General features: G+C 55.3%; 21 protein-coding genes. 18 read left to right on the plus strand and 3 right to left on the minus strand.

Going from position 1 to position 19711, the window contains the following annotated elements; translation table 11 throughout:
• Positions 1–31 precede the first annotated feature (31 nt).
• The 8 genes from VSX58_RS19735 (at position 32) to VSX58_RS19770 (ending at position 9008) form a co-directional block, all read left to right on the plus strand.
• Positions 32–1717 (plus strand): methyl-accepting chemotaxis protein, encoded by a 1686-nt coding sequence (locus tag VSX58_RS19735; protein ID WP_327619587.1) that lies wholly within the window; start codon positions 32–34, stop codon positions 1715–1717.
• A 348-nt stretch (positions 1718–2065) separates the two neighbouring features.
• A complete protein-coding gene (gene cheR / locus VSX58_RS19740; protein WP_327619588.1) occupies positions 2066–2941 on the plus strand; it encodes a protein-glutamate O-methyltransferase CheR in 876 nt (291 codons plus the stop codon).
• On the plus strand, positions 2941–3993 hold the full coding sequence (locus VSX58_RS19745; RefSeq protein WP_327613168.1) for a protein-glutamate methylesterase/protein-glutamine glutaminase: 1053 nt from the start codon (positions 2941–2943) through the stop codon (positions 3991–3993). The genes cheR and VSX58_RS19745 overlap by 1 nt, the downstream gene beginning before the upstream one ends.
• Before the next feature lie 37 nt (positions 3994–4030).
• On the plus strand, positions 4031–4420 hold the full coding sequence (cheY, locus tag VSX58_RS19750) for a chemotaxis response regulator CheY (RefSeq protein ID WP_319602893.1): 390 nt from the start codon (positions 4031–4033) through the stop codon (positions 4418–4420).
• 9 nt (positions 4421–4429) lie between these two features.
• Positions 4430–5077: a protein phosphatase CheZ gene (cheZ, locus tag VSX58_RS19755; protein ID WP_327613169.1), complete on the plus strand. Its 648-nt coding sequence runs from the start codon at positions 4430–4432 to the stop codon at positions 5075–5077.
• 196 nt (positions 5078–5273) lie between these two features.
• On the plus strand, positions 5274–6425 hold the full coding sequence (gene flhB, locus VSX58_RS19760) for a flagellar biosynthesis protein FlhB (protein WP_327619589.1): 1152 nt from the start codon (positions 5274–5276) through the stop codon (positions 6423–6425).
• Positions 6418–8505 carry a flagellar biosynthesis protein FlhA gene (gene flhA, locus VSX58_RS19765; protein ID WP_327619590.1) on the plus strand — a complete coding sequence of 696 codons (2088 nt, stop codon included), beginning with the start codon at positions 6418–6420 and terminating at the stop codon, positions 8503–8505. Before flhB ends, flhA begins: the two co-directional genes overlap by 8 nt.
• Positions 8502–9008, plus strand: coding sequence for a flagellar protein FlhE (locus VSX58_RS19770; RefSeq protein ID WP_327619591.1), 507 nt, complete (start codon positions 8502–8504; stop codon positions 9006–9008). Before flhA ends, VSX58_RS19770 begins: the two co-directional genes overlap by 4 nt.
• On the opposite strand, the gene VSX58_RS19775 is transcribed toward VSX58_RS19770, so the two are convergent.
• The 3 genes from VSX58_RS19775 to flgA all read right to left on the minus strand — a co-directional run bounded on the left by VSX58_RS19775 (position 9005) and on the right by flgA (position 10500).
• Positions 9005–9433 (minus strand): flagella synthesis protein FlgN, encoded by a 429-nt coding sequence (locus VSX58_RS19775; protein WP_327619592.1) that lies wholly within the window; start codon positions 9431–9433, stop codon positions 9005–9007. The two genes, VSX58_RS19770 and VSX58_RS19775, sit on opposite strands and share 4 nt — an antisense overlap.
• 8 nt (positions 9434–9441) lie before the next feature.
• Positions 9442–9741 carry a flagellar biosynthesis anti-sigma factor FlgM gene (flgM, locus tag VSX58_RS19780; protein ID WP_327619593.1) on the minus strand — a complete coding sequence of 100 codons (300 nt, stop codon included), beginning with the start codon at positions 9739–9741 and terminating at the stop codon, positions 9442–9444.
• 93 nt (positions 9742–9834) lie between these two features.
• Positions 9835–10500, minus strand: coding sequence for a flagellar basal body P-ring formation chaperone FlgA (flgA, locus tag VSX58_RS19785; RefSeq protein ID WP_327619594.1), 666 nt, complete (start codon positions 10498–10500; stop codon positions 9835–9837).
• A gap of 180 nt (positions 10501–10680) precedes the next feature.
• Between flgA and flgB the strand changes: the two genes are divergently transcribed.
• From flgB to flgK, 10 genes are all read left to right on the plus strand, one after another.
• On the plus strand, positions 10681–11094 hold the full coding sequence (gene flgB / locus VSX58_RS19790) for a flagellar basal body rod protein FlgB (protein WP_327619595.1): 414 nt from the start codon (positions 10681–10683) through the stop codon (positions 11092–11094).
• Between the two features lie 2 nt (positions 11095–11096).
• On the plus strand, positions 11097–11501 hold the full coding sequence (gene flgC, locus VSX58_RS19795) for a flagellar basal body rod protein FlgC (RefSeq protein ID WP_327619596.1): 405 nt from the start codon (positions 11097–11099) through the stop codon (positions 11499–11501).
• Between the two features lie 13 nt (positions 11502–11514).
• On the plus strand, positions 11515–12186 hold the full coding sequence (flgD, locus tag VSX58_RS19800; RefSeq protein WP_327619597.1) for a flagellar hook assembly protein FlgD: 672 nt from the start codon (positions 11515–11517) through the stop codon (positions 12184–12186).
• Between the two features lie 58 nt (positions 12187–12244).
• Complete coding sequence (gene flgE / locus VSX58_RS19805) at positions 12245–13447, plus strand: flagellar hook protein FlgE (RefSeq protein ID WP_327619598.1); 1203 nt, start codon at positions 12245–12247, stop codon at positions 13445–13447.
• Between the two features lie 21 nt (positions 13448–13468).
• Entirely contained in the window at positions 13469–14224 is a 756-nt protein-coding gene (locus VSX58_RS19810; protein WP_327619599.1) for a flagellar basal body rod protein FlgF, read from the plus strand.
• 19 nt (positions 14225–14243) lie between these two features.
• Positions 14244–15026, plus strand: a complete 783-nt coding sequence (gene flgG / locus VSX58_RS19815; RefSeq protein WP_327619600.1) for a flagellar basal-body rod protein FlgG — start codon at positions 14244–14246, stop codon at positions 15024–15026.
• 119 nt (positions 15027–15145) lie between these two features.
• Complete coding sequence (locus VSX58_RS19820; RefSeq protein ID WP_327619601.1) at positions 15146–15802, plus strand: flagellar basal body L-ring protein FlgH; 657 nt, start codon at positions 15146–15148, stop codon at positions 15800–15802.
• Positions 15803–15812: 10 nt separating this feature from the next.
• Positions 15813–16922 (plus strand): flagellar basal body P-ring protein FlgI, encoded by a 1110-nt coding sequence (locus tag VSX58_RS19825; RefSeq protein WP_327619602.1) that lies wholly within the window; start codon positions 15813–15815, stop codon positions 16920–16922.
• Positions 16922–17896 carry a flagellar assembly peptidoglycan hydrolase FlgJ gene (gene flgJ, locus VSX58_RS19830; RefSeq protein ID WP_327619603.1) on the plus strand — a complete coding sequence of 325 codons (975 nt, stop codon included), beginning with the start codon at positions 16922–16924 and terminating at the stop codon, positions 17894–17896. The genes VSX58_RS19825 and flgJ overlap by 1 nt, the downstream gene beginning before the upstream one ends.
• Before the next feature lie 110 nt (positions 17897–18006).
• Positions 18007–19692 (plus strand): flagellar hook-associated protein FlgK, encoded by a 1686-nt coding sequence (gene flgK / locus VSX58_RS19835; RefSeq protein ID WP_327619604.1) that lies wholly within the window; start codon positions 18007–18009, stop codon positions 19690–19692.
• The last annotated feature ends 19 nt before the right edge of the window (positions 19693–19711 follow it).

Genomic DNA, 19711 nt, shown 5'->3' on the forward strand with positions numbered 1-19711 from the left:
CCGATAGTCGATCTACTCAAGGGATATGAATATGTTCAGTCGTATGAAGGTTGTTACAAGCTTGGTACTCATATTGGTGCTATTCGGCGTGCTTCAACTGATTTCGGCCGGTTTGTTTTTTAACTCATTAACAACGGACAAAAATATTTTTAGTTCGACTCAGGTCATTAATCAGAAGCGGGCGGAATTAGACTCGGCATGGTCATATTTGCTGCAGACGCGGAATACGCTAAATCGGGCCGGTATTCGTATCGTATTGGATAGAGAAGGACAGGGAGCCGGCGCCGCGTCTGATGAGCTGCTCAATCTGGCTAAAACCCAGCTGAATACGGCCGGCGCGCATTTTGGCAACTATGAAAAAACGGCGCTGGTTGCGCAACAGGATCCGGCCGTCGCCCGCGTGTTGAAAGAAAACTACGCGACGCTGCATCAGGCGTTATCCGAACTGGTTCAGTTTCTCGCCAATGATGAGTTCGCAAAATTCGTCGAGCAGCCTACCCAGAGCTACCAGGATAACTTTGAAAAGGCCTATTACGCCTATCGGGCGGATAGCGATAAGGTGTATCAGTCAGGAGTCGCGGAAAACGACTCCGCCTATGATTCGGCGCTTTGGGTGCTGGGCGCCGTCATTATTTTGGTTCTTGCCCTGGTGCTGGTCTCCTGGTTCGGCATCCAGAAATTAATCACTCGGCCGCTTCATGCCATCGTCGAGCATATCCGCCATCTCGCCAGGGGAGATCTGACGAAGAGCATCGCTTTTCACAGCAAAAATGAAATGGGGATATTGGCGGACAGCCTGCGGAATATGCAAAGCGAATTTGTCACCACGGTAAGCGCGGTGCGTCAGGGGACGGATGCCATCTATACCGGCGCCGGCGAAATCAGCGCGGGCAATAACAACCTCTCTTCGCGCACCGAGCAGCAAGCGGCCTCATTGGAGGAAACGGCGGCCAGTATGGAGCAGTTGACCTCCACCGTAAAACAGAATGCCGAGAATGCCCGCCAGGCCAGTCAATTAGCGTTAAGCGCGTCGGAAACGGCGCAAAAGGGCGGCAAGGTCGTTGATAACGTGGTGAGAACGATGCACAACATTGCGGGCAGCTCGCAGAAAATCGCCGATATCACCAGCGTGATTGACGGCATCGCTTTCCAAACGAATATTCTGGCGCTGAACGCGGCGGTTGAGGCCGCGCGCGCCGGCGAGCAGGGGCGCGGCTTCGCGGTGGTGGCCGGTGAGGTTCGTAATCTGGCGCAGCGCAGCGCTCAGGCGGCAAAAGAAATTAAAGGTTTGATTGAAGATTCCGTAAATCGTGTCGATGAAGGTTCTGTACTGGTTGAAAGTGCGGGTGAAACGATGCAGGAGATCGTCAGTGCGGTAACCCGGGTGACGGACATCATGGGCGAGATTGCCTCCGCTTCCGATGAACAAAGCAAAGGTATCGATCAGGTCAGTCAGGCCGTTACGGAAATGGACAGCGTGACGCAGCAAAACGCGTCGTTAGTTGAAGAGTCCGCCGCCGCCGCGGTGGCGTTGGAAGAGCAGGTCAGGATCCTCAATGAGGCCGTCGCGGTATTTCGTATCGCCGATGCGGCAGGAAAGGCCTACCAGGCGCCGCCGGTAGAGAATCGTCAAAAACCGGCGTTGCTGGCGGTATCCGCGGATAGCGATAAAAAATCAAAAGGAAGCCCGTCGGCAGAGAACTGGGAAACGTTCTAATACATGCCGTCGCTTGAATCATGTTCGTCAGATACGCGCGTCAGGCGTATCCGGCGGCGTGTCGACGGCGCCGGAGGGGAATATTCGCGGATACTTGAGTAAGTGTGCCAGCTGTTACTGAGATGGATAGCGCCACCCAGCAAAATGCAGCGTTAGTAGAATACGTATCGCGCTCGTCCGCATAGAGAACCGGTCGTGATACCGAACAATACAGGATCGGCGGTTCATCTTGCGTCGTGAGCAAGATAATTCTCTGATAAATGATAACAAAGACAAACCTACTATAGCTGTAAGGGAAGTTCAGATTGGATAAGACCATAGCAAAAATAGATATCCGGGCGGTTTAATATGAAGAGTACGCCATCGCAAAATCGCCCCGAACCTGCATCTATCCTGACGCAGATGGTAGACCGGTTGCCGCTGTCGGATGTCCATTTTCGACGCATCAGCCAGTTAATTTATCAGCGTGCCGGTATTGTGCTGGCCGATCACAAAAGAGAAATGGTTTATAACCGCTTGGTCAGGCGACTGCGTCTGCTTGGGATCAATGACTTTGGCCAATATCTGGCATTATTGGAGTCCGACCCCAACAGCGCCGAATGGCAGGCTTTTATTAACGCGCTCACGACCAATCTGACGGCATTTTTCCGTGAGGCGCACCATTTTCCCATACTGGCCGAACATGCCCGCAAGCGTCCTAATGGTTACAGCGTCTGGAGCACGGCGGCGTCGACCGGGGAAGAACCCTACTCTCTGGCGATGACGCTGGCCGAGGTTTTTGGCCATCGGGCCAATAGCAATTGTCAGATCGTGGCCAGCGATATTGACACGCAGGTATTGGAAAAAGCCACCGCCGGTATCTATCGGCAGGAGGAATTGCGCTCGCTTTCTCCTCAGCAACTACAGCGTTTCTTTTTACGCGGCACCGGCCCGCACAGCGGGCTGGTGAGAGTTAGGCCGGAACTTGCGTCGATGGTGCATTTTCAGCAATTAAATTTGCTGGCGCCGGAGTGGCCGGTGCCCGCGCCGTTTGATGCGATCTTTTGTCGTAACATAATGATTTATTTCGATAAAGAAACGCAGGAACGTATCCTGCGTCGCTTTGTCCCGTTGCTTAAGCCGGGCGGATTGCTGTTTGCCGGACACTCAGAGAATTTCAGCCAGATTAGTCGGGAGTTCTATTTGCGCGGGCAGACTGTCTATGGACTGGCTAAGGAAAGATAATGAATAAAATTAAAGTGTTATGCGTTGATGATTCTGCCCTTATGCGTCAGATCATGACGGAAATCATTAACAGCCATCCCGATATGGAGGTGGTTGCGACCGCGCCCGATCCGTTAGTCGCCCGCGACTTGATTAAAAAATTCAATCCGCAGGTATTAACGCTGGATGTGGAAATGCCGCGTATGGACGGGCTGGATTTTCTCGAAAAGTTAATGCGTTTGCGTCCGATGCCGGTGGTTATGGTGTCGTCTCTAACCGGGAAGGGGTCCGAAATCACCTTGCGCGCCCTGGAATTGGGGGCGATCGATTTTGTCACCAAACCGCAGTTGGGGATTCGCGAAGGCATGCTGGCGTACAGCGAGCTGATCGCTGAAAAAATTCGTATGGCCGCCAAGGCGCGCCTGCCGCAGCGCCGGCAGACCAATGAACCGATGGCGATTATTCAGCATACGCCGCTGCTCAGCAGCGAAAAACTGATTGCGATAGGCGCGTCGACGGGGGGAACCGAGGCGATACGCCATGTGTTGCAGCCCCTGCCGCCGACCAGCCCCGCGCTGCTGATTACGCAGCATATGCCGCCGGGGTTTACCAAGTCTTTTGCCGAACGGCTGAACAAGCTCTGTCAGATCACGGTGAAGGAAGCCGAGGATGGCGAGCGTGTTTTACCCGGTCATGCCTATATCGCTCCGGGGGCGCGGCATCTTGAACTGGCGCGCAGCGGCGCTAATTACCAGGTGCGCTTAAATGACGGTCCGCCGGTTAACCGTCACCGTCCATCGGTTGATGTATTGTTTCGTTCGGTTGCGCAGTATGCCGGACGAAATGCCGTAGGGGTCATCCTTACGGGAATGGGAAACGACGGAGCCGCCGGTTTGTTGGAACTTCATCAGGCCGGTGCCTATACCCTGGCACAAGACGAAGCGAGTTGCGTGGTGTTTGGCATGCCGCGCGAAGCTATCGCTATGGGGGGCGTCGACGAAGTGGTGGATCTGCACCAGGTTAGCCAGCGGATGCTGGCACAAATCTCTGCCGGACAGGCATTACGTATATAGCGGCTCCCGGTGAGCAATAAATATTTTAGGAGTAGGTATGGCCGATAAAGAACTCAGGTTTTTAGTGGTGGATGATTTTTCGACAATGCGCCGAATTGTTCGCAACCTACTAAAGGAGCTGGGCTTTAATAACGTGGAAGAGGCGGAAGACGGCGCCGATGCGCTGAATAAGCTTCGTGCCGGCGCTTTCGATTTCGTTATTTCCGACTGGAATATGCCCAATATGGACGGATTGGAGTTGCTGCAAACGATTCGTGCCGACGCGGCGCTGTCAAAACTTCCGGTGCTGATGGTAACGGCGGAAGCGAAGAAAGAAAACATTATCGCCGCGGCACAGGCTGGCGCCAGCGGTTATGTCGTCAAACCATTTACTGCGGCTACCCTGGAAGAGAAGCTGGGTAAGATTTTTGAAAAACTGGGTATGTAAGGGGATCTTATGAAGCCACATCCAATGCCGCCCGTAAACGATACTGCTTCCGCTACAGAGATTATTTCCCGTATTGGTCAGCTGACCCGCATGCTGCGCGACAGCCTGCGGGAACTGGGGCTGGACAACGCGATAGCCGAAGCGGCGGAGGCGATCCCGGATGCGCGCGATCGTCTTGATTACGTAGTTCAAATGACGGCTCAGGCGGCCGAGCGGGCGTTGAGCAGCGTCGAAGCGGCGCAGCCGCGTCAGAACCAGTTAGAGTCCGAAGCCAAATCCCTGAAGTCGCGTTGGGATGAGTGGTTTGAAAATCCCATCGAGCTGGCCGACGCGCGCGAACTGGTGACCGACACGCGTAAATACCTGGAAGAGGTGCCGGAGCATACGTCATTCACCAACGCGCAGCTGTTGGAAATCATGATGGCGCAGGACTTCCAGGATCTGACCGGTCAGGTCATCAAACGCATGATGGCCGTTATTCAGGAAATTGAGAAACAGTTACTTATGGTTCTGTTGGAAAATATACCTGAAAAATCGGCGGAGCCGAAACGCGCCAACGACGGTTTGCTGAATGGCCCGCAGGTTGATAAAAGCGCGGCCGGCGTCGTTTCTAACCAGGATCAGGTCGATGACCTGCTGGATAGCCTGGGTTTTTAAATCGTTACCGAGCCATGCGCGCTCTTTTCCCTACGGCGGCGGCCAGCGTTCCTGTCCGCCGCATCTTCACGCCGTATTCGCCACTATCCGTGAAACAGTCGTCAGTTTCTCCTCTTGTTCCCGCCATCGGAATCGCCGCGGTTTGTCATGCTAGGCAGAAAATAGCTATCTCAATCCTAAAAATCAGGAAAGTGTTGTGGCCGAAGAGAGCGATCTTGAGAAAACGGAAGCCCCCACAGCCCATCGAGAAGAGAAAGCGCGCGAAGAAGGTCAGATTCCCCGATCCAGAGAGTTGACCTCGGTATTGCTACTGATCGCCGGTTTTTCAATCATGTGGTTCGGCGGCGCAAATATGGCGCGCAAACTGTCCGCGATGATTGCCCAGGGATTACGTTTTGAACATGAGCTGATAAACAATGATAAGCAAATGCTCATGCAACTGGATATTTTGCTCAAGCAGGCTGTTTCGGCGCTATTGCCCTTTATGGGCGGCGCCGTTCTGGTGGCGATAGCGGCGCCGATGCTGCTGGGGGGCGTGCTGTTTTCGACAAAGTCGCTCAAGTTTGACGTAAGCAAAATGAATCCGCTTAGCGGCCTGAAACGTATGTTTTCATCCCAGGCGCTGGCCGAATTATTTAAAGGTATTCTCAAGTCGGTGATAGTAGGGGGCATTGCCGGGGTGTATTTATGGCACCACTGGCGAGAGATATTGCACCTGCTTTCCGAGCCGCCGATCGCCGCATTGGGCGATGCGTTGGAAATGGTTTTCTTTTGCGGATTATTGGTCCTGATAGGGCTGATCCCGATGGTGGCCTTTGACGTATTCTGGCAAATCTGGAGCCACATTAAAAAATTGCGTATGACTAAACAGGAGATACGCGATGAACACAAAGAGCATGAAGGGGATCCGCACGTTAAGGGACGAATCCGCCGGCAGCAGCGGGAAATGGCAAAACGGCGCATGATGGCCGATGTTCCTAAAGCCAATGTCATCGTAACCAACCCGACGCACTATGCGGTCGCGCTGCAATATGACGATAAAAAAATGAGCGCGCCGAAATTGCTGGCGAAAGGAACCGATGAGGTCGCCCTGCGCATCCGCGAGCTGGCGAAAGAACACCGTATTCCGATCCTGGAAGCGCCGCCGCTGGCGCGAGCGCTTTATCGCCATACTGAGATCGGCCACCATATACCGGCGCAGCTTTATGCGGCGGTCGCCGAAGTGCTGGCATGGGTTTATCAACTCAAACGCTGGCGCCGGGAGGGCGGACTGATCCCGAAAAAACCTAAACATTTACCGGTACCGGCTGAGCTGGACATTGCTAGAGAGAATATAACCGATGGCTAATTTGGCCGCACTGCTTCGTTTGCCCACCAATTTTAAAGATACGCAATGGCAGGTTCTGGCGGGGCCGATACTGATCCTGCTGATTTTGTCGATGATGGTATTGCCGTTACCGCCTTTCATTTTGGATCTGCTGTTTACGTTTAATATCGCGCTATCGGTGATGGTGCTGCTGGTGGCGATGTTCACTCAGCGTACGCTGGATTTTTCCGCCTTTCCGACCATCCTCCTGTTTTCCACCTTATTGCGGCTGTCGCTGAATATCGCATCAACCCGCGTGGTGCTGCTGGAAGGGCATACCGGCGGCGCGGCGGCGGGGAAAGTGATCGAGGCATTCGGCCACTTTCTGGTCGGCGGCAACTTCGCCATCGGGATTGTGGTGTTTATCATCCTGGTGTTGATCAACTTTATGGTGATCACCAAAGGCGCCGGACGTATTGCGGAAGTCGGGGCGCGTTTTGTGCTGGACGGGATGCCCGGCAAACAGATGGCGATTGACGCCGATCTGAACGCCGGATTGATTGGCGAAGCCGAAGCGAAAAAGCGCCGTTCGGAGGTGACACAGGAAGCGGATTTTTACGGCTCGATGGACGGCGCCAGTAAATTTGTGCGCGGCGATGCGATTGCCGGGCTGATGATTATGGTGATCAATATTGTCGGCGGGCTGCTGGTCGGTATCCTTCAGCATGATATGACGCTCAGCCACGCCGCGGAAACCTATACGCTGTTGACCATCGGCGATGGATTGGTCGCCCAGATCCCGGCGCTGGTCATCTCCACCGCGGCCGGCGTTATTGTGACCCGGGTCAGTTCCGACCAGGATGTCGGGCAGCAAATGGTCTCGCAGCTTTTTGATAACCCGAAGGTTATGCTGCTGTGCGCCGCCGTTATCGGCTTAATCGGCCTGGTTCCCGGCATGCCGAATCTCGTCTTCCTGCTGTTTGCCGCCGGGCTGCTAGGCGGAGTCTGGCTGCTGAGAGGGCGGACGCTTGGCGTAAATAAGGCCGCCGCGGCGCCGGAGGTCAAAAAAGAGAGTCAGCCGCTGGTTGAGGCGACCTGGTCGGATGTGCAACTGGAAGATGTCTTGGGCATGGAAGTGGGATATCGGCTTATCCCCATGGTAGACGCCCAGCAGAACGGTGAGCTCATCGGGCGTATTCGCAGCATCCGTAAAAAGTTTGCCCAGGAAATGGGCTATCTGCCTCCGGTGGTGCATATTCGCGATAATCTGGAGCTGCAGCCGGCCAGCTATCGCATTCTGATGAAAGGCGTCGAGATCGGTCATGGCGAAGCCTTCCCGGGGAAATGGCTGGCGATTAATCCGGGCAATGCGGTCGGGAAGCTTGACGGCGATGTGACGAAAGATCCCGCTTTCGGATTGCCCGCCTATTGGGTCGATAGCGTGCTTAAAGAGCAGGCGCAAACGCAGGGTTATACGGTCGTTGAATCCAGCACGGTGGTCGCCACCCATTTAAACCACCTGATCACGCTCTATGCCAGCGATCTGTTCGGCCGCCAGGAAGCTCAGCAGCTGTTGGATCGCGTGGCTAAAGATATGCCGAAACTGGTTGAAGATTTCGTTCCCGATGTGGTCACGCTGACCACCTTCCATAAGGTGTTGCAAAATCTACTGGCGGAGCGGGTTTCTATTCGCGATATGCGTACGATTATTGAAACGCTTTCCGAACATGCGCCGGTGCAAAAAGATCCGAATGATCTGACGGTGGTGGTCAGGGTGGCATTGGGCAGGGCCATCACTCAGCAGTGGTTCCCCGGCAGCGGAGAAATTCACGTTATCGGGCTGGGCTCCGGGTTAGAGAAAATGTTGATGCAGGCATTGCAAAACGGCGGCGGTCTGGAGCCCGGTCTGGCCGATCGGCTATTACAGCAGGCTCAGGAGGCGGTGCAGCACCAAAAAGAGATGAATGCGCCGCCGGTGCTGTTGGTGAACCACGCATTGCGACCGCTGCTGTCCCGTTTTCTGCGGCGTAATTTCTCTGATCTGGTGGTGCTCTCCAATCATGAGGTTAGCGACAGCCGTCAAATCCGTATGACCTCCGTCATTGGGGGAAACGCCAAGTGAGCCAGGTAGCGCGGGGCGCGGGCGATGCGTCAATCATAAGCATCGCTATGCGCCGGCGCTTGGCGAACGTGGGACGTTATCGCCGTCTGCCGCGGGAGGCGCTGGCGTTATTTTTCCTTTTTGCCGTCGGCGCTGTTCAGGCCGCGGAGAGAAGCGGCAGCTGGAGCGATGAAGGAAAATCGTGGGTGTTGAATCAGCGCGGCAGACCGGCTATTTCCGCGCTTTTTCGCGCATCGGAACCACTGCCGCAAAGCGCGCGGGTCACATCGGTATATTGGCAGTACACGCTGACGCGCAAGGCATTGCCTTCAGGGGTGGAGATTCGGCTATGCACCAGCGTTCGCTGTATGCAATTACGCGGGGGAAAGGGGATAAGCCAGGCGTTTAACGGCGATTGGGCGGGACATGGCTTTTACTTTTCATTCGTATTGCCCGGGAAAGGACCGATAACACCGCCCGTACGTATACGCAAATCGCAACTGATCGTTAACTATCAATATTAACCGCTAAACTTATTGCCTGAATAGGATGATGAGTATCCATCCGGGCCATACAGGTTGTTGTTGCTTTTGGTTTTCAATAGCGCGAGCGTTTCATTGGTGTATTTCATATGCTGACGCAGCAGCAGAGCGTTACGGTGATTGTTTTGACTCAGCGTCTGCGTCAACGCCTGAATCTCCGACCATAGCGCATTCAATTCGTTCTGTTCGGAATAGGGCGCGCTCAGATGATTCTGCTGTTCCAATGTCTGTCGTTGCGCGTCAAAATGACGCAGCGAAGTCAGCTGTTCGTTTTTATTTTCGGTGACGCGATGCAATAGCGCGCTATTTACCGCTTTGGCGCTGAGTTCGAGCTCTTCCTGCTGCAATGTTTCCTGTAGCTCATGCAACAATTCCAACATCTTTTGCAATACTGCGTTTATCGTCATAGCGTGTATCAGTCTTGGGTTAAATCATCAGATAAAGAGATTAACTTATCGGCAATTTTGCCGACATCAATCTGTAATTCGCCCGCTGCAATGGCCTGCTTAAGGTTTTCAACCTTTTCCGCGTTGATATCCTGTGTGCCAGGCTGCATCAACTGCGCCTGCGCATTGCTCAGGATGACCTGCGTCTCTTTTTCTGTCCCGTCGTTTAGCGATGACGCCGCCTTGTTTTTGGGCGTCAGGAAGGCGTCAGCGTCCTTATTTTGTATCGACTGGGGGGAAGCTACGGGTTTGGCGCCACTAATGCTCATAACATCCTCTCTGTTATTCGGTTGTCTTTATCATGCAATAATTTTCTGGTTAGTACCAGTATCGGCCATTTTGGCGGCATCTTTAATTCTATTTCATTGCACGACGGTAACCGAACCTTCTCCGGTCACCACCCCTTCGATGATTTGCCCTGAATCCATCCTAATGCGCGTCTTATCGCGGATGGCGGCGTTGTTCAAGACCTTCCCTTGATTGGAGATGCTAAAGCCATCGCCGGTAATGGTAACCGACACCATCTGCCCGGCGCTTACCGCCCAGGGATGGCGCAGCATTCGCTCGTTAATCGTCTGCCCCGCGCCAATCGCCCGTTGGCTGATGCTGCCGATAACCTGCTCCGTTTGGGTAATCGGAGAGACGCTCAGCTTATCTATCCGCCCCTCCCGCCATTTAATATCGGCCGCGGCGATTGTATGATTAACAGGAATGCTCTTAGCCGCCACCAGATAGCGGCCGGTAATCTGGATTTCCGTCGCCAGGTAATATCTGGCGCCGCCGCACATCATTTTTATATTGACGTTGCCGCCGGGTTTTTTACGCGGCGGAAGGGAGAACTGCGGATTCGGGCAATCGAGCGTATCGTCTTTGGCGCTTTTCAATTTAACATCGATGTTCGCCGAGGGAATATTGATCTGTTGGCGTACAAAGCGGGTTACCTGCTCGCTTAAATCAATTGCGCCGGCGGCTGCATTAAATGTGGCAAAACACAACATCGCCGTATAAAATCGCGCAACGCAACGCATCCATCATTCTCCGCAGGTTTCCGATGCCGCTTAGTTTACCTGCCCGCGTTTCCCGCCAATGGCAAAAATAGCTCATCATTTCTTCTTTATTCCGACGATAGGCTATCCGCCGCTGCCTCTATGCTATCCATAATGGAAAATTAGCCCGACTTTTATTCTGCTTTTGGGGAAGGGGATAGCATGCTTGATAAATTGGAAGAGAATTTCCGCTTCCAGCAGGAGGCGTTAAATCTTAGAGCCCAGCGACAGGAAATTCTGGCTGGGAACATCGCCAATGCCGACACGCCGGGCTATCAGGCTCGCGATATCAACTTTTCCAGCGAGTTGACCAAAGCCATAGAACAGGGCCGTTCCGGCGGCGGTTCGCTGGCGATGACGGCGACGTCGGAACGGCATATTCAACATCAAACGACATCCTATAGCGATCTGGACCTGTTGTATCGGGTTCCGGATCAGCCTGCGCTGGATGGCAATACGGTGGATATGGATCGGGAAAGGGCGAACTTCGCCGATAACAGCCTGCGTTATCAGGCCGATCTGACGGTGTTGGGCGGTCAGATTAAAGGCATGATGTCCGTGCTAGAGGATAAATAGCTATGTCTTTACTGAATATCTTTGAGATATCGGGATCCGCGTTGACCGCGCAATCTCAGCGTATGAACGTCAGCGCCAGCAACCTGGCGAACGCCGACAGCGTGACGGGGCCGGACGGTCAGCCTTATCGCGCCAAACAGGTGGTTTTTAAGGTGGACGCCGCGTCAGGCCAGGAAGTCGGCGGGGTTAAGGTGGATAGCGTTATCGAAGATACCTCTCCGGATAAACTGGTCTACCAGCCGGGAAATCCGCTGGCGGATGAACGCGGCTACGTCCGGATGCCCAATGTCGACGTCACGGCTGAAATGGTGAACTCCATTGCCGCCTCCCGTAGCTATCAGGCCAATGTCGAAGTGCTCAATACCGCCAAGACTCTGATGCAAAAGACATTAACCTTAGGACAATAACAGGAGCAGGCCTATGTCAGTCGCCGTTTCACTTACCGAATCCACCAATAGCGCCACGACTACCAGCAGCAGTTCCAGCACGGCGACAAGCAGTAGCGATCTGCAGGATCAGTTCCTGACGCTGCTGGTGGCGCAGTTGCAGAACCAGGACCCGACGGATCCGATGGATAACTCCGAACTCGTCACCCAGATGGCGCAAATCAGCACCCTCAGCGGCATTGAAGAACTGAATACCACGCTTGGCTCCATCGGCACGCAACTTGATGAGAGCAATGCGCTGCAGGCCTCGTCCCTGATCGGCAGCGGCGTGCTGATCGACGGCGATAGCATTACGGTAGGGGAAGACGGCTCCACCACCGCGTTCGGCGTCGAGCTTGAAAATGACGCCAGCGACGTCACGGTGACCATTTCCGACTCCAGCGGCAATACGGTTCGCACCGTGGACTTGGGTTCGCAGAGCGCCGGCGTGCTGGCCTATACCTGGGACGGCACCAACGATAGCGGAACCGCCGTGGACGCCGGAACCTATACCTTCTCGGTTGCGGCCACTTCGTCTTCAGGCGGCAGCGTTACGGCAACGGAGCTGACCTATGCGCAGGTTTACGGCGTCAGCACCGACGACTCCACGCTTAATCTCGGCCTGGCGGGAACCGCCACGCTGGATGATGTGAAGCTGATTATCTAACCCATTTGGTTTGAACAGCGCATATCAATAGAAAAATTTTAATCAAGGGGAACCAAACATGGGTTTTTCACAGGCAGTAAGTGGCTTAAACGCGGCATCCAGCAATCTGGACGTGATCGGTAACAACATCGCCAACTCTGAAACCACGGGTTTTAAGGCATCGAGGGTTTCATTCGCGGACGTATACGCCGCGTCTGACGTCGGCCTTGGGGTCACGGTTGCCGCCGTGACGCAGGATTTCTCCGACGGCACGGTGGAAAGTACCGATGTGGGCACCGATGTAGCGATTTCCGGCAACGGCTTCTTCCGCCTGACCGACGACAGCGGCAACGTCTATTATACCCGCAATGGCGAACTGACGACCGATAATGACGGCAACCTGATCAATAGCACCAACGGTTATTATCTGACTGGTTACTCCGCCACCAACGGCGTAGTCAACGTCGGGGCGACGCCGACGGCGTTGAGCATTCCCACCGCGGGGATGACGGCCAAGGCCACCACCAGTGGGGATGTGGAAGTCAATCTGAACTCCAGCCTCAGTACGCTGGACGCCGCTGATTTAGATACCACCGACTCAAGTACCTACAGCTATACCCAGTCGTTGACCACCTATGACAGTTTGGGCAATACCCATAATATCGCGCTCTACTTCGTCAAAACCGCGGACAATACTTTCGAGGTTTATGCGCAGGATACCAGCGATACCACGGTTACCAGCCCGACAAGTCTGGGAACGCTTAACTTCGATTCCAGCGGCACGCTGACCGGCACCACTGAATTTTCGGTTGCAACCAACTCGCTTAACGGCTCCGCCGCCAACACCTTCACCATCGATTTCAGCGGCAGCACCCAGCAGAACAGCTCCAACGCCACCAATACCAGAACGCAGGACGGCTATGCCGCCGGTACGCTGACGGAATACACCATCAACGATGACGGCACCATCAGCGGCACCTACTCCAACGGCGAAACCCAACTGCTGGGGCAGATTGTCTTGGCGTCATTCGCCAGCACCTCCGGTCTGCAATCCAAAGGGGATAACGTATGGGCCGCTACCGCCGCATCCGGGGAAGCCATTCTCGGCGCTGCCGGCACCGGGACATTCGGTAGCCTGACCGGCGGCGCGCTGGAGAGTTCCAACGTCGATCTCAGCGCGGAGCTGGTGAACCTGATCGTCGCGCAGCGCAACTACCAGTCCAACGCCCAAACCATCAAAACACAGGATGCGATCCTGAATACGTTGGTCAACCTGCGTTAATTGAGTAAGTAAAGAGGCTATATGGATCACGCGATATATACGGCAATGGGCGCAGCCAGCCAGACGCTGGAGCAACAGGCTATTACCGCCAATAACCTGGCCAACTCATCCACGCCGGGGTTTCGCGCTCAGATCGCCGCAATGAGAGCCGTACCCGTGGAGGGGCCCTCGCTAGCAACCCGCACCTTGGTGGTGGCGTCCACTCCCGGGGCGGATACCACGCAGGGGCCGCTCAACTATACATCGCGTTCCCTGGACGTCGCCGTACAGGGCGAAGGATGGCTGGCGGTGCAGCTGCCGGACGGCGGCGAGGCGTACACCCGCAACGGCGCCATTCAGGTCAACGCCGACGGACAGATGCAGATACAGGGCTATCCGGTGGTTGGCGACGGCGGTCCGCTGGAAGTGCCGGTGAACGCCAGTATCAGCATTGCCGCGGACGGCACGGTGTCTTCGTTGGGCAACGGCGATGACCCTAACACCATCGGGCCGGTGGGGAGATTGAAACTGATCAGCGCCACTGACCAGCAGCTGGTACGCGGCGATGACGGGTTATTTCACGCGGCGGCTACCGCCGATCAGGCGGCGGGCGCCGTTCTACCTCAGGATGATGCGGTACAGGTGATGTCCGGCGTTCTTGAGGGAAGCAACGTCAACACCGCGCAAACGTTGGTCGATATGATTAACAACTCCCGGCGTTTCGAAATGCAGATGAAGGTGATCTCGAATGCGGATGATAATGCTCAAAGCGCTAATCAACTGTTATCCATTAGCTAACTGATTTGAGGAATAGAATATGATCCGCTCTCTTTGGATTGCTAAAACCGGGCTCGATGCCCAGCAAACGAATATGGATGTTATTTCCAACAACCTGGCTAACGTCAGCACCAACGGCTTCAAGCGTCAGCGCGCCGTATTCGAGGATCTGCTGTATCAGACCCTGCGTCAGCCGGGCGCCCAGTCGACGGAGCAGACCACGTTGCCGTCAGGGTTACAGTTGGGCACCGGGGTACGTACCGTGGCGACGGAGCGTCTGCATAGCCAGGGCAGCCTGGAGCAGACTGAAAACAGCAAGGACGTGGCCATCAACGGCCAGGGCTTTTTCCAAATCCAGATGACCGACGGCACCACCGCCTATACCCGCGACGGTTCATTCCAGCTCGATTCCAACGGACAGCTGGTTACCTCCAGCGGTTATCCGGTTCAGCCCGCCATCACCATTCCCGATACCGCGCTGACCATGACGGTATCCAGCGACGGGGTGGTCAGCGTCACCACGCAGGGGCAAACCGCGACGACGCAGGTCGGGCAGTTGACGCTGGCGACATTCATTAACCCGACCGGGTTACAGAGCATGGGCGAAAACCTCTACCAGGAAACGGAAAGTTCCGGCGCGCCGACGGAGTCGACGCCGGGGCAGAACGGCGCAGGCACGCTTTATCAGGGCTATGTGGAAACGTCGAACGTGAATGTGGCGGAAGAGCTGGTTGATATGATTCAGGTGCAGCGTGCCTATGAAATTAACAGCAAGGCGGTCACGGCATCAGACGCCATGTTGGAACGGTTGTCCCAGCTATAAGGGACAATCAGGCAATCCAGCCTGATGAATAAATAAAAGGGTGAGGCATGTTGTGTTATCGCGGTCATAACTGCGGCTTTCCGCGTCGCCAGAGGTGGGGAGCGTTACTGTTAACGGTTATGACATTTATGGTTGGCGGCTGCGCATATATGCCGCGAACGCCGTTAGTCGAGGGCGAAACCAGCGCGCATCCCGCGCCGGCATCGCTGGTGGCGACGAACGGTTCGTTATTTCAGTCAACTCAACTGATGAACTATGGCTATCAGCCGCTGTTTGAGGATAGTCGCCCGCGAAATATCGGCGATATTCTGACGATTACCCTGCAAGAAGATGTCAGCGCGAGTAAAAGCTCGTCGGCCAATGCCGGCAGGACGAGCTCCGCTTCATCGGGACTCACGGCCTTACCTACGGCGCTTCGAGGGCTGCTGGGGAACGGCAAGGTGGATCTGGAGGCCTCCGGCAGCAATGACTTTGACGGTTCCGGCGGCGCCAGCGCTCAGAATACCTTTGAAGGAACGATCACCGTAACGGTGAGCGACGTTCTGGCCAACGGTAACCTGAAAGTGGTCGGAGAAAAGCAGATCGCCATTAATCAGGGTACGGAATACATCCGTTTTTCCGGCGTGGTGAACCCGCGTTCGATTACCGGCAGCAACTCGGTGGTTTCCACCCAGGTGGCGGACGCCAGGATTGAATATATTGGCAATGGTTATATCAATGAAGCCCAGAATATGGGGTGGCTGCAACGCTTCTTCCTCAATGTTTCGCCATTTTAAGGAGAATTGTATGAGAATCGTCAGCCTGATGGTGATGCTTTGGGCCGTATTGCAACTGGTCGCATTCCCCGCGTCCGCCGAGCGGCTGCGCGATCTTGTCGATATTCAGGGCGTGCGCGATAACCCGCTGATTGGCTACGGGCTGGTCGTCGGACTGGACGGCACCGGCGATCAGACCACGCAGACCCCGTTCACCACCCAGGGGTTGAACAATATGCTGTCGCAGCTGGGGATCACGATCCCCAGCGGCACCAACATGCAGCTGAAGAATGTGGCTGCGGTGATGGTCACGGCCAATTACCCGCCTTTCGCCCGCGCGGGGCAACGGATTGACGTCGTCGTCTCTTCTCTGGGGTCGGCGAAAAGCCTGCGCGGCGGAACCTTGCTGATGACCCCGTTGAAAGGCGTGGATAATCAGGTTTACGCCCTGGCCCAGGGGAACCTTCTGGTCGGCGGCGCAGGCGCGTCGTCCGGCGGCAGTCAGGTAAAAATCAACCAGCTGGCGGGCGGCAGAATCAACGCCGGCGGGATAATCGAGCGCGAGCTGCCCACCGCTTTTGGCGAACATAACCGGCTACTGCTCAATCTTAAGCAGGAAGACTTCAGCGTCGCCCAGCGCATCAGCGACGCCATCAACCGCCAGAATAGCGCCGGCGTGGCGCGCGCGCTGGATTCGCGCACGGTCGAAGTGTCTATCCCTGCCAATAATAATCAGCAGGTGCGTTTTTTAGCCCAGATTCAGGACATTAATGTGGATGTCGGTGAGCTGGACGCCAAAGTGATTATCAACTCCCGCACCGGGTCGGTGGTCATGAACCGAAATGTCATGCTGGACTCCTGCGCCGTGGCCCAGGGAAATCTGTCGGTGGTGGTCGATCAGCAGCAGCAGGTCAACCAGCCGAATACGCCGTTCGCCGGAGGACAGACCGCGGTCACGCAGCAAACCGAGATATCGGTGCGTCAGTCCGGCGGCGCGCTGCAGCGCGTCAATTCCAGCGCCAACTTGAATGCGGTGGTGCGGGCGATGAACGCCCTGGGCGCGACGCCGATGGATCTGATGTCTATTCTTCAGTCAATGCATAGCGCCGGCTGCCTTAAAGCGGAAATAGAGATCATCTGATGAAGACCTGGACCCCTCCGGCCGCCGAACCGACTTCCGCGGTATACGACGTCAATGCGGTGAACAGCCTGCGCCGGCAGGTCAATCAAAAAGATCCGGCGGCGTTGGAGAAGGTGGCTCGCCAGTTTGAGGGGCTGTTCGTCAACATGATGTTGAAAAGCATGCGTTCCGCGCTGCCTCAGGACGGCATGTTGAACAACGATCAGACCCGGCTTTATACCAGCATGTACGATCAGCAGATGGCGCAGGATTTGTCGGCTAAAGGATTGGGGCTGGCCGATATGCTGGTGAAGCAATTGGGACGGCAGCATAGCGATATTCCGGCTGACGGCGTGGGTAAAACGCCAATGCCGCTCGACCAGCAGCGCCTGGCGACCAGCGCATTATCGCCCGCGCTGATCGGCGAGTTTTTACGCCGCGAGCAACAGCAAGATAATGCCGATGAGCGCCAGGCGGCGCAGGCGCCGCGGCAAACGTCATCGCAGTTTACCGATAGGCTTTCCATTCCCTCCATGATCGCCAGTTTGCAAAGCGGCATTCCCCATCATCTGATTATGGCGCAGGCGGCGTTGGAGTCGGGGTGGGGACGGCGTGAAATCACCACCGCCGACGGCGAACCCAGCTATAACATTTTTGGCGTGAAAGCCAGCGCCGGCTGGACGGGCAAAGTCACGGAAGTAATGACGACGGAGTTCGAAAACGGCCGCGCCTATAAAACGAAGGAGAAATTCCGCGTGTACGACTCCTATGTCGATGCGCTGAACGACTATATCTCGTTGCTGACCAACAACGCGCGCTACAAGCCGGTTCTGGACGCCAAAAACGCGGAAGACGCCGCCTATGCGTTGCAGCGCGCCGGCTATGCGACCGATCCAAACTATGGCGATAAGCTGGTGCAGATTATCGGCCAGATAAAACAGACGACGCAAAAAGCCATCAGCGCCTATACCCACGATTTGAGCAAGCTGTTTTAAAAATAATTCATCACCGTACTCTCAAGTTTTTACTCAGACAGACGATAAAAAATTATAAATATTTATTCAGGCTGGCTTAGCCGACATAGAAGAGTGAATAAGGATACTTCATGGCGAGTTCTTTGGTTAATATTGCATCCTCCGGTCTAAAGGCTGCGCAGACGTTACTCAACACCACCGGTAACAACATTACCAATGCTCAGACCGCCGGCTATTCCCGGCAGACGGTTTCTCTTTCCTCTACTGTCGGACAGTCCACCAGCTATGGCGAAGTGGGGACCGGCGTGGCGGTCAGCTCCGTCAATCGCGAGTATAATGCGCTTACCGTCGCGCAGCTGCGCGACGCGTCGGCCAGTTATGCTGAAACCAGCGCTTATTACAATCAGCTTTCCCAGATTGACAGCCTGCTGGCGGGCAGCATCACCAGCGGTACGTCTACGACCACCACCAGCGCCAGCATTGACAGCACGCTGTCGGACTTCTTCTCCAGCCTGAGTACGCTGAGCTCAGACGCCAGCAGCACCTCGTCTCGTCAGGCGGTGCTCAATAGCGCACAGGCGCTGGTTACCCAACTGCAAACGGCGGACAATTATCTGGCGTCGATGGATACGGCGATCAATCAGGAAGTGAGCACTACGGTCGACACCATCAATAGCTATGCCGAACAGATCGCCGAACTGAACGCTCAGATATCCAGTATGGGCAGCGTCGGCGCGTCGGCCAACTCATTGTTGGATCAGCGCGATCAGCTGATTAATAACCTGAATGATCTGGTCGGCGTAACGGTCTCCACTCAGGGCGATTCGATGGTGACGGTATCGCTTTCCAACGGTCTGGCGCTGGTACAGGGCGGAACCGCCTATGGGCTGGCGGCGGTGGCCGATAGCGCCGATCCCTCGAGCGTGACCGTCGCCTACGACAACGGCAGCGGCACCTTAACCAGCATCAATGAAGACAATATTGACGGCGGCAGCCTGGCCGGCCTGTTCGCCGCACGGGATGATATCGATAATACGCGCAATTCGCTGGGGCTGATCGCCCTGGAGCTGGCCGGCAATATGAACGAATTGCAAAGCGAAGGCGTGGATATGAACGGCGACGCCGGCACGGATTTCTTCAGCTATAGCGATCCGTCGGTGGTGAGTAATAGCAAAAACAGCGGCAGCGCCACGCTGTCCGCCGCCTATAGCGATATCAGCAGCGTTGCGGCCAGCGACTATACGCTGAGTTACAAAGATGGTAGCTGGAGCGTGAAGCAGGTTTCTGACGGTTCAACGGTCAGCTATACCGCTTCCACCGACAGCGACGGTAATGCCACCCTCAGCTTCGACGGCCTGACGATCACCGTTTCCGGCGATGTCGCCGAAGGGGATTCGTTTACCGCGAAAACGGTGAGCGGGGTGATTTCCAATCTGTCGGTGGCGCTGAGCGACGGCACGCAGATTGCCGCCGGCCTGGATGACGACGAAACCGGTGATAGCGATAACCGTAATCTGGAGTCGATGATCGACCTGCAAACGGCGAAGCTTATCGACGGCAACTCCACGCTGACGCAGTCTTACGCCAGCCTTATTAGTGATATCGGGATAAAAACCTCGTCGGCAAATAGCCTCAGCACCTCTCAGTCAACCATTGTGACGTCGCTGACCGAGAAACAGCAGTCGGTTTCCGGGGTAAGCCTGGACGAAGAGTACATTAACCTGTATAGCGCTCAGCAGTATTACACCGCCTGTTCGCAGGTGCTATCCACGGCGAACACCATTTTCGATTCTCTGTTATCGGCAATAAACAGCTAACTAATTGATGATAAATAGT

Source organism: Brenneria populi, from assembly GCF_036016195.1.
GTDB lineage: Bacteria > Pseudomonadota > Gammaproteobacteria > Enterobacterales > Enterobacteriaceae > Brenneria > Brenneria populi.